This window comes from Mesorhizobium sp. M7A.F.Ca.CA.004.12.1.1 (assembly GCF_003997835.1).
Classification (GTDB): Bacteria; Pseudomonadota; Alphaproteobacteria; order Rhizobiales; family Rhizobiaceae; genus Mesorhizobium.
Genome location: NZ_RZRK01000146.1, coordinates 1 through 10,034, shown reverse-complemented (window position 1 = coordinate 10,034; position 10,034 = coordinate 1). Strand labels below are relative to the sequence as shown.

Annotated in this window: 9 protein-coding genes; 5 read left to right on the top strand and 4 right to left on the bottom strand. The window is 63.7% G+C overall.

The window, feature by feature from the left end; translation table 11 throughout:
* The 4 genes from EN984_RS10435 to EN984_RS10420 form a co-directional block, all read left to right on the top strand.
* The coding region (locus tag EN984_RS10435) for an ATP-binding cassette domain-containing protein (RefSeq protein ID WP_164765431.1) at positions 1-1,124 on the top strand (1,124 nt) is incomplete at its 5' end.
* A 61-nt stretch (positions 1,125-1,185) separates the two neighbouring features.
* Complete coding sequence (locus EN984_RS10430) at positions 1,186-2,091, top strand: ABC transporter permease (RefSeq protein WP_245456869.1); 906 nt, start codon at positions 1,186-1,188, stop codon at positions 2,089-2,091.
* Positions 2,088-3,026 (top strand): ABC transporter permease, encoded by a 939-nt coding sequence (locus EN984_RS10425; RefSeq protein WP_127269554.1) that lies wholly within the window; start codon positions 2,088-2,090, stop codon positions 3,024-3,026. Before EN984_RS10430 ends, EN984_RS10425 begins: the two co-directional genes overlap by 4 nt.
* Complete coding sequence (locus EN984_RS10420) at positions 3,023-3,727, top strand: cyclase family protein (protein WP_164748650.1); 705 nt, start codon at positions 3,023-3,025, stop codon at positions 3,725-3,727. Before EN984_RS10425 ends, EN984_RS10420 begins: the two co-directional genes overlap by 4 nt.
* Positions 3,728-3,734: 7 nt before the next feature.
* Here the strand turns inward: EN984_RS10420 and EN984_RS10415 are convergent, their stop codons facing one another.
* The gene (locus tag EN984_RS10415) at positions 3,735-4,751 is read right to left on the bottom strand and encodes a Zn-dependent oxidoreductase (protein ID WP_127269556.1); all 1,017 of its coding nucleotides are present in this window, start codon (positions 4,749-4,751) and stop codon (positions 3,735-3,737) included.
* Between the two features lie 387 nt (positions 4,752-5,138).
* On the opposite strand from EN984_RS10415, the gene EN984_RS10410 reads away from it, so the two are divergent.
* The gene (locus tag EN984_RS10410) at positions 5,139-6,566 is read left to right on the top strand and encodes a DHA2 family efflux MFS transporter permease subunit (RefSeq protein ID WP_245480052.1); all 1,428 of its coding nucleotides are present in this window, start codon (positions 5,139-5,141) and stop codon (positions 6,564-6,566) included.
* A gap of 107 nt (positions 6,567-6,673) precedes the next feature.
* On the opposite strand, the gene EN984_RS10405 is transcribed toward EN984_RS10410, so the two are convergent.
* From EN984_RS10405 to EN984_RS37635, 3 genes are all read right to left on the bottom strand, one after another.
* Positions 6,674-7,936 carry a RhtX/FptX family siderophore transporter gene (locus tag EN984_RS10405; RefSeq protein WP_127272287.1) on the bottom strand — a complete coding sequence of 421 codons (1,263 nt, stop codon included), beginning with the start codon at positions 7,934-7,936 and terminating at the stop codon, positions 6,674-6,676.
* Positions 7,933-8,313: a hypothetical protein gene (locus EN984_RS10400; protein WP_127272286.1), complete on the bottom strand. Its 381-nt coding sequence runs from the start codon at positions 8,311-8,313 to the stop codon at positions 7,933-7,935. Before EN984_RS10400 ends, EN984_RS10405 begins: the two co-directional genes overlap by 4 nt.
* Before the next feature lies 1 nt (position 8,314).
* Positions 8,315-10,034 (bottom strand): TonB-dependent receptor (locus tag EN984_RS37635; RefSeq protein WP_164765430.1); only part of this gene is annotated, 1,720 nt, incomplete at its 5' end.

The following is a 10,034-nucleotide window of genomic DNA, read 5'->3' as shown; positions in this document are numbered from 1 at the left end:
GGTCCTTGCGTGGGTTGGGCTGGCGGCGGCGCGCGCGCCAGGTAATCGGTCCGGTGCTGGACGAGATCTTCCCTGGCCACGGCATCGACCTCGACAGGAAGGTCGCCGACCTGCCGATCGGCGAGCGACAGATGGTCGAGATCGCTCGCGCCTTCACGCAGACCAGCATCAAATTGCGCGCCGTCATTCTCGATGAGCCAACCTCGGCGCTCGGCCATGAGGCGACGGAGCAACTGCTCACCCACATTCGTCGTGCCGCCGGACGTGGTATCGCCTGCATCCTGATCACCCATCGACTGAACGAGATCCTCGCCGTCTGCGACCGCACCGTCGTCATGGTCGACGGCAAGGTCGTCGCCGAGCGGCCGACCGCCGGCCTGTCGCGCGCCGCGCTTGTCGAATTGATGGGCAGCATCGAGCGGCCCCGCGATCGCTCCGTAGGCAAGGCGTCGTCGGTGCAAGCTCCGGTTATCCGGCATGCCGGCCGCGACACCGCTGATCTGACCATCGAAGTCGGCAAGGGCGAGATCATCGGTTTCGCCGGGCTCGACGGCCACGGCCAGCGCGAGCGGCTGCGCGCGATGTTCTATGCCGCGCGCCGGCAGCGCGAGGCCTTGCCGGGTGCCTATGTTGCCGGCGACCGCGGCTCTGAAGGCGTGTTCTCACTGTGGTCTATCGCCGACAATCTGACCATCCGCAGCCTGAATGCGCTGACGCGGGGCGGCATGATTTCAGGCGCCGCCGCTCGCAAGCTGGCCGAGACCTGGTCGGAGCGGCTCAAGGTAAAGGCGCCTTCGATCGACACGCCGATCATGTCGCTGTCCGGCGGCAACCAGCAGAAGGTGCTGTTCGCTCGTGCGCTGGCGTCGGACGCCGAGGTGATCTTCCTCGACGATCCGATGCGCGGCGTCGATGTCGGCACCAAGCAGGAGGTCTACCGGCTGATCCGCGCGGAGGCCGAGAACGGACGCGCCTTCGTCTGGTACACAACCGAACTCGAAGAGCTGACCAATTGCGAGCGCATCTATGTCTTCCGCGAGGGCCGCGCCGTGACCAGGCTGGAAGATGAGGCCATCGAGACCGGCCGTATCCTGCAGGCGTCGTTCGGAGGCGACCATGTCTGACGCGGCTGCCCGAGTTCCGGCCCGTTCTCCTTCCAATCCGCGTTCGGCCTTGCTCAATGCCATGCAGGTCGGCCTGCCGGCTATCGCGCTGCTGGTTATGCTGGCCATCATCTTCAGCATCCGCCCGGCGGCGATGAGCTATTTCGGCTTCCATCTGCTGTTCAAGCTCTCGGTGCCGCTGGTCTTTGCCGCGCTGGCGCAGATGATGGTGATCATGCTGGGCGACATCGACCTGTCGAACGGCGCCTTTGTCGGGCTGATCACCTGCGTCACGGCGCTCTATCTCGGGGACGCGCCGGCAATCGCGGCGCTGTGCTACATCGTCCTGATCGCCGCCTATGCCGGTTTCGGCCTGCTTATTCATGCCCGGCAATTGCCCTCGATCATCGTGACGCTGGGCATGTCCTTCATCTGGCTCGGCATCGCCGTCATCCTGTTGCCGGCACCGGGTGGCTCGGCACCCGCATGGCTTGCCGCCTTCATGAGCTGGCAGCCGCCTTTGATGCCGCTGTCGATCTGGCTGGCGGCACTGGCGGCGCTCGCCGGCCATCTCGTCATCTCACGCTCCTCCTATGGCGTGGTGCTGCGCGGCGCAGGCGGCAATCCGCGCGCCGTCGAGCGCGCCGGCTGGTCCGTTATCGGCATCCGGGTCGCGGTCTATGCGGTCGCCGGCCTGCTCGCCTGTCTGGCCGGGCTGACGCTGACCGGCCTCACCACATCGGGCGACGCCAATGTCGCGCCGGCCTATACGCTGCTCGGCGTCGGCGCGGTGATCCTCGGCGGCGGCGCCTTTACCGGCGGCGTCGTCTCGCCGGTCGGCACGGTGGTCGGCGCTCTGACGCTGTCGCTCGCGGGCTCGCTTTTGTCTTTCCTGCAGGTGCCGCCGACGTGGCAGATCGGCGCCCAGGGCGTCATCCTGTTTCTCGTGCTGGCCGGGCGCGTGCTTTTGTCGGAGCGGACGCGATGACCCGGAGATTGAGCCTCGCGCCGTGGACCTACGGCTTCATCGTGGCGCTCGCAATGTGGCTGGCGACGACAGCCTATTCGGGCATCGGCAGTGCCGGCGCCACGTTGTCGGGCGCGCTCGCCTTCGGTGCCTTCAGCGTGGTGGTGGGAACCGGGCAGATGTTCGTGGTCGCTTCCGGGCCGGGCAATATCGACCTGTCCGTGCCATCCGTGCTGACGCTGGCCGCCTATGTGTCGATGACGGTGATGCAAGGGTCCGACGGCATGCTGCTGCCTGGCCTGCTTGCAGCACTTGCCGTCGGCGCTGTCGCTGGTGCCGCGAACTTCCTTGCCATCGTCGCGCTCAGGCTGCCGCCGATCATCGCGACGCTCGCCTGGAGCTTCGTCTTCCAGTCGCTTGCCTTCAATCTCGGCGGCCAGGCGACGCTGAAGCCGCCGGCAGGCCTTTCCCGGTTCACCTCGATGAGCCTTGGCGGTGTGCAATTCATGCCGATCGCGGTGATGCTGCTGACGCTGGCCGCCATGATCGCTCTCAAACGCACGGTCTGGGGCCGGCAAGTGCTGGCCACCGGCCAGAGCGAACCGGCGGCGCGGCTTGCCGGCATCAACGTCGCACGGGTGCGGTTGATTGCCTATATGCTGTGCGGCACGGCGGCGGCGCTCGCCGGCTTCCTGCTTGCCGGCTTCAGCGGCGGGGCAGCACTCAACATGGGTGACGCCTATCTGATGGAATCGATCGCCGTGGTGGTGCTTGGCGGCACCAGCGTCGCTGGTGGGCAGGCCAACGCGGTAGGCATATGGGGGGCTGCGTTGTTCTTCAACCTGATGTCTACCATGCTCAACACCTTTGGCATCCAGGCAGGCGTGCGCTTCCTTTTGACCGGCGTGCTGATCATCCTGATCGTCGTTCTCGTGCCGAGGCCTCGCGTCAGATGACATCCGCCACTGACACGCTCGCCAAGCTGTTCGAAACAGAGGCGGTTTCCTTCGTCGATTTGACGCATCCGATGAAGCCCGGCATGCCGGTGTGGCCGACGCACCCGCATTACTGCCAGGAGATGGTGGAATCCTATGACCGCGGCGACGTCGCCTGCAACCATGCGTTGGCCATGAGCGAGCACACCGGCACGCATTTCGACGCGCCGGTCCATTTCATCCGCGGCGGTGCTGCCATCTCCGGCATTCCGGTCGAGCGTTTCTTCGGCCGCATGGTGACGATCGATGCGCGTGGCTGTCAGCCCCGGCAGGCGGTCGAGCCGGATTCTATCTTTGCTTTCGAGGCCGAACATGGCCGCATACGGCAGGGCGACGCCGTGTTCTTCCATTTCGGCTGGGACCGGCTCTGGGACGATCCGGCTGCGTTTCTCGCCGACTGGCCAGGACTGTCGCCGCAAGCAAGCGAATTGCTGGTCGAGCGCGGTGCGCGCATCGTCGGCTCGGACTGCCTGTCGATCGATTGTTTCGGCAGCGAGGATTTCCCGGCGCACAATACGTTGCTTTCAGCAGGCATCCTGATCGGCGAGAATTTCGCACGGCTTGGTGACTTGCCGCCTTGGTGCTTCCTGATCAGCTTGCCGCTGGCGATCGAAGGCGGTAGCGGATCACCGCTGCGCGCCGTCGCGCTGGTCGAGGGCTAATTCCGGCTTACGAGAAGTCCAGCTGAACCTTGAGCGTTCGCTCCGGTTCCTTCTCGATCAAGTTGAAGGCTGCGCGTGCATCGGCCGCCGCGAACACCTGCGTGATCATGCCTTGCGGATCGAGCCGCTTGTCGGCCAGCCATTCGACGACGCGCGGCAACAGCCGGCGGTTCAGGCGCGAGCCGACGATGGTCAGTTCCTTGCGCACCACTTCCTGCTGGCTGAGGTTGGATGGGGCGTCCGAAAAGCCGAGCAGGCCGATGCGGCCCGCCGGGCTGGCCAGCCGGCAAGCCTCGTCGAGAAGTGCGGGAATGCCGGCGCCGTCAATGACCAGCGTCGGGCCAAGACCGTCATTTTCACCGCGCACCGCGGCCGGCACGGGATCGCGCACAGAGTGGATCACCCTGTCGGCACCGAAGCGGAGCGCTCGCTCCAGGCGGGCTTCGTCGATATCGGCAACGATGCACCGTGCGCCCTTGAGTTTGGCGACCTGCAGGACAGTGACGCCGACCGTGCCGGCGCCATAGATCAGCGCTGTGTCCTCGGGTCCGCAACCGGTACGATCGAGCACATTGGCGGCGATGGAAAACGGCTCGGCCAGTGCCGCCAGCCCAAACGGCATATCCCTTGGAACCGGTATGACATTTGCCGCCGGCACCGCGACGAAGGCGCGAAAACCGCCGTCGCGGTGAACGCCCATCACTTCGAGGTTGGCGCAGACATTGGAGCGGCCGACCCGGCAGGGATAGCAGTGGCCGCACGACACCACGGGATCGACCACCACACGGTCTCCCGTCGCAATGCCGGTCACATTGCGTCCGAGCGCTGTTACGCTGCCGGCGAATTCATGGCCGATGATACGTGGATAGACGGCGAACGGATTGGAGCCATGCAGGATGTGAATGTCGGAGCCGCAGATGCCGGCACGGCTGACATGAACGACGACTTCGCCTGCCCCGGGCTGGGGTATCGTGCCCTGCCGGACTTCCAGCGACTGCGGCGCGCGAACGAGAACTTCAAGCATGGCCTCACCACTTGTATACTAGTCGACAAGTGGCTCAATCTCGCTGCTTCGTCAAGCGCTCATGGCGGCTGTTAGACAGCCTCTTACCTGACACGTTGCGACACGAAATCGGAACTGGCGTTCACTGAAACGCAAATGCCCTGGCGTCCGCAGTTTGGACGCTCAATGCGCTGTCTTGCCGGTCTCCTCTCGAAGGGGCGGGCAGTCAAAATTTGTTGACTTCCATCAAGGAGGAAATGACTACCGCTTGCCTATCCGTCGGACCATAAGACAGGCTGTGCGATCGGGGCCTCGGCCGGCTTGCCGCACGGAAGGCGACCTTGCCTTTGAACGCGGACGCGCCATCTGGAATGGGGCAGCCGCCTGCATGACGGAATGGCAACAGCATTGGAACAGCCTCAATTTGCCACCGAGCGCGATCCGAGGCTGAGACTGATTATTCCAATCATCGTCGCCATCGCCTTTCTGATGGAGCAGCTCGATTCCACCATCATCACCACCGCGATCCCTGCCATCGCGCGCAGCCTCGACACGACGCCGGTCAGGCTGAACCTGGCGATCACCACCTACATCCTGACGCTGGCCGTATTCATTCCCGTCAGCGGCTGGTTCGCCGACAGGTTCGGCGCACGAAAAGTGTTCGCGCTCGCGCTTTTCACCTTCACCCTCGGCTCGGCGCTGTGCGGCATGGCCAACAGTTTCGGCATGCTTTTGGCGATGCGCGCCCTGCAGGGGCTGGGCGGCGCCATGATGACGCCGGTCGGGCGGCTGATCCTGCTGCGCAGCTTTCCGCGCAGCGGGTTGATCACCGCCATGACCTACATGACCTTGCCCGCCATCATGGGGCCTGTGATCGGGCCGCTGCTCGGCGGCCTGTTGACCACCTATGCATCGTGGCGCTGGATATTCTATGTCAACGTGCCTTTCGGTTGTCTCGGCATTCTGGCGGCGCTGCGCTTCGTCGACGATTTCCGCGAGGAGGCGGTGCAGCGCTTCGACTTCGCCGGGTTCCTGATGGTGGGATGCGGAGTCGCGCTGCTGCAGTTCGGACTGGAAAGCATCGGTAGGCCGATCATCTCCGTTTCGGCGACAGCGTTGGTGTTGGCCGCGGCGATCCTGCTGCTGCTCGCCTTCGGGCGCTATGCGCGCCGCGTCGTTGCACCGGCAGTCGATCTGACACTGTTTCGATTTCGCTCGTTCTGGGTCGGTACGCTCGCAGGCGGCCTGTGCCGCGTTGGCCTCAACGGCGTGCCTTTCCTGTTGCCGCTGATGCTGCAGGTCGGCTTTGGCATGAGCCCGGTCACCTCGGGCTCGCTGACATTCGTCGGCAGCTTCGGCGCCTTGCTCATTCGGCCGCTGCTGTCGCCGCTGTTGCGGCGCTTTGGCTTCAATGTCGTGCTCATCGGCAGCGCGGTGGTCGGCTCCGCCGCTGTCGGGGGCTTCGCCTTGATCGAAGCCGATACGCCGCACTGGATGATCGGCCTTTACGTCTTTGTCTTCGGGGTCATCCGGTCGGCGCAGTTCATGACCTCCAACACGCTGTCCTATGCCGACCTGCCGGACGACAAGCTCAGCCGCGCCACCAGTCTCGGCGGCGTCCTGCAGCAACTCAGCGTTTCCCTGGGCGTTTCGATCGCCGCCATGGTGCTGGGCCTTGTCGCAGGAGAAACCCGCATCGTGACAGCGGAACGCTTCCACCAGGTGTTCCTGCTGACCGCGGTCATCCCGCTGCTGTCCGTCCCCGGCTTCCTGTACCTGCGTGCCGAGGACGGCGTGCAGGTCAGCGGCCATGTTCGACCACGAAATTCTCGTTGACGCCGCGCCTTCGGCTGTCCTGGAGACATCGAGCCCGCCTGTCTGCCTGGCTGCCACCAATCGGCCCGGACCAGCTCGTGGCGCACGATGTCTTCCATGCTGGAATTTCAGGCGAAGTCCGCTCCCGCGCTTTTCTTCGAGAGCCGCGAAAGAAGGTGAACAGTCAGCACGACGGCCAGACCGGAGACGAGCGTCGAGAGGGTGAAAAGTGCGCCATAGCCGATGCGGTCGGCGATCGCACCGGCCATCATCGAGCCGATCAGGTAGATGATGATCTGGGCGCAGGACAGAATGGTGAAGTCCGTTCCAGGCTGATCTTTCGATGACACCGCCATGAACAGGCTGTAGAGCGCCACAATCTCCATATAGCGGATCAAGGTCTGAAACCCCGCCGCTCCCAAAAGAGTCCATATGCCCGTGATTTCGCCGGCCGCATGCAGGGCAAACAACAGGAAGCAGATCGTGCGCAAGGCGCCGAGCAGCAGCAGCGTTCGGCCGGCGCCGGAACGTCGAACAAGCATGGCCGCTATGAAGGATCCGGCAATGCCGGCCGTCGCCGCAGAAATACCGCTCAGATATCCGATCGCCGACAGCGGCAATCCGACGTCGACGAGATAGGATCCCTCCATGGATTTCACCAGCCCTTCGCTCGCCCGGTAGGTCAGTGCGATCATCAGGACGGTCACGGCTTCCGGGCGCTTGAGAAAGCTGGAGATCGAAGGTTTCGCCCGCGGTTCGGCGTTTTTTGTAGCGGTGTCCTCCGGCATGAAGGCGATCGCAATCAATGGCAGGGCTGAGACCGCCGCGATCGTCAGCACCATCGCCTGCCAGCCGACCCAGCCATAGAGAAGCAGGGAAACGGTGCCGCCGACGATGACGCTGAGTGCGACCGCTCCGCCCTGGATTGCGTTTCCAACGGCGCGATCCTCTTGCCTCAGGGCGAGCGTGGCATAGCCGTCGGTTGCAATGTCCTGCGTCGAGGTCAGCACCGCGATCGCGAAACCTATTGCGAATATGGCTTTCAGATTGGTCGGTTCCACAAGGGCGAGTGCCGCTATGGCGATCACAGTCCCGATCTGCGTGGGAAGAATCCATCCGCGGCGGTGCCCGATCGCCATCGGCCTGATCCGATCGACGAGCGGTGCCCAGAGGAATTTCACCGTCAGCGGGATCATCAGGACGGCAAGCATGCCGATGGCCGTTCTCGACACGCCAAGCTCGCGCATGATCGGCGGCACCGCGGCGACCAGGAGATAACCCGGAATACCCTGGGCGAGGTAGAGACCCGCCAGCACGGCGAACAGCCGCAAACGCTGCCAATCCCGCCGCTCTGCCGGCCGGCTGATGGTCTCGGATGCGAGCCCGCTCATGGCCGAACTGCCTTGTCGAGATGTTTGGCGGCGAACTGCCGCGCTTCCTCTCTGTCGCTGGTGACGTGGACCGGAATAGCCCAGAGCCGCTCGAACGATTGCCGCGATCGTGGGTTGGGATTGTCACGCACCAGTGCCAAGGCCCGGCATGCGCTGGAGATGCGCTGCCGCGTGGCCTTGGCCCATGCGGCCTGACGGACTTCCCCCTCTCGGGAGAGATGAGTGCTGCCGGCAATATCCACCACGATGGCATAGGGTCCATCGAGGTTGCCGATCCGGTCGAGCGCTTCGAGGTAGTCGGCCTCGTCGGTTGCCGCGTGCGGAGGGTAGAGGCGCAGGTCGACGATGCCGTCCTTGTGCATCTCGAAACGAACCATCTCAGAAGGTGACCTTGTAGCCGAGCGATACCATGCGGCCGAAACCATTGACGACATTGTTGCGCGTGGCGCTAGCTGTCGGATTCATGTAGTTGGTGTCGAAGACGTTCTCGACGCCGACACTGAGATCGCCCTTGCCGACCTTGTGGCTCGCAAGGATATTTACCAGTGCCGCGCCCTTGATCTCGGGTACGGTCGTTATCTTGTCCCGGCTGGTGAAGAACTGGACCTCGCTGCGAAGATTGAGGCCGTTGTCGAAGACATAGGTCCCGTAGACCGTGCCGTGCACCGGGGTCGCTATCCTGTTGTTCGGCAGCCACGCATCGATATTGCCATCGCCGTCATTGTCGTAGCGCCCCTCGGTATAGCCAAGGAGGCCACCGACGGTGAGGTTGCCGGTCAGGTTCCACCATGCGGTGACTTCGACGCCCCAGATTTCCTCCTTCTGCTGCGACACGCGGTTGGAGGCGATGTCGTAGTTCACGCCTTGGTCGGAGGTGGACAAAAAGGCCGACAGCGAGCCGCCATAGTCGACATCGCCGCCGCGAATGCCGATCTCGTAATTGTTGACGACCTGAGGGCTGGGAGCGATGTCAGCGTAGCTGACCGTATAGTCGGGTGCGCCTGCGCCGGGACATGCCAGCGCCCCGTAGGCGTCGCACAGTTCGGCACTGCTGTTGGCGCCGGCTCGCCGCGTGAAGCTGCCGATGTCGGTCAGCGAGAACCCCTGCGAGAAGCCACCGTAAAGCTGGACATCGGGCGTGAGATCGAATGTGCCGCCGACATTGAAAGTCAGATTGTCGTAGTCAAAGGACCCGCCGATGACGTTGATCGCCGGATATGGCCGGTTGATGTAAAAGATGGCTGGGCGGTTGAAATCCTCGATGTCGAGGAAGTAGCGTTCGTAGCGCAATCCACCTTGCAGGCGCAGCCGGTCGGTCACAGGGACCTGCAACTGGGCAAAGCCGGCGACCGAGTTCTGCTTCATCGGACTGATGACGTCCCAGCCGTTCTCGAGTTTCTGGAAGGTCTTGTCGTGGATGAAGTCCAGGCCCCAGGTCAGCGTCGACCCCTCCAGCAGCATGTCGAGAGGGGTCTCGACCGTAGCGGTGACGCCGGCGCGCTTGCTGAAGAGCGTGGTCTGGGCAAAGCTGGCCTGCGGGTTGAGCGGGTTGCCCGAATAGTAGACCTGATTGTTCACGAAGCGATCGAAGCGGGTGAAGGGAAAGCGCTTCTCCATATCGTTGTAGAACGACTTCACTTCGAGCGATCCCAAGGCGAAGGCGGTGTCGGTATAGCGCGCGGTGAAATATTTTGAATTCTCTTCCACGGATTCGCCCGTATACGGCGCCGTGTAGTCGGGCGCCGCTGGAGTGGCCTGGAAATTGGAAAACCAATCCGGATTCTGTTCCATGCGGACCAGTTCGCCGGAGACCTCGAAACGACGGGCCCCGTCCTCATATCCCAGTCTTGCATAGAGGTTGCCGAAGTCGGTGCGATCGCCCCCGCCTTGGCCGAGCATGGCGTCGGACGGCAGTTCGCGACCGTCTCCGTCATAGGTCCGGCGCGTCCGCTGGCCGCTGGCCGAGAACATGTAGTCGAATTTGCCGATCTTCTGCGTCGCCGAAACCGAAACTTCCGGCGCCAGGGACTTGCCGGGATTTGCAGTGAACGCCTTCACCTTGGTCTCGACGGTGACGGTTGGTCTTTCGGTCGCGTCC

Coding starts and splice junctions, on each gene's coding strand:
- EN984_RS10405 (WP_127272287.1), bottom strand. CDS start 7,936: ATGAGCGGGCTCGCATCCGAGACCATCAGCCGGCCGGCAGAGCGGCGG.
- EN984_RS10430 (WP_245456869.1), top strand. CDS start 1,186: ATGCAGGTCGGCCTGCCGGCTATCGCGCTGCTGGTTATGCTGGCCATC.
- EN984_RS10400 (WP_127272286.1), bottom strand. CDS start 8,313: ATGGTTCGTTTCGAGATGCACAAGGACGGCATCGTCGACCTGCGCCTC.
- EN984_RS10420 (WP_164748650.1), top strand. CDS start 3,023: ATGACATCCGCCACTGACACGCTCGCCAAGCTGTTCGAAACAGAGGCG.
- EN984_RS10415 (WP_127269556.1), bottom strand. CDS start 4,751: ATGCTTGAAGTTCTCGTTCGCGCGCCGCAGTCGCTGGAAGTCCGGCAG.
- EN984_RS10425 (WP_127269554.1), top strand. CDS start 2,088: ATGACCCGGAGATTGAGCCTCGCGCCGTGGACCTACGGCTTCATCGTG.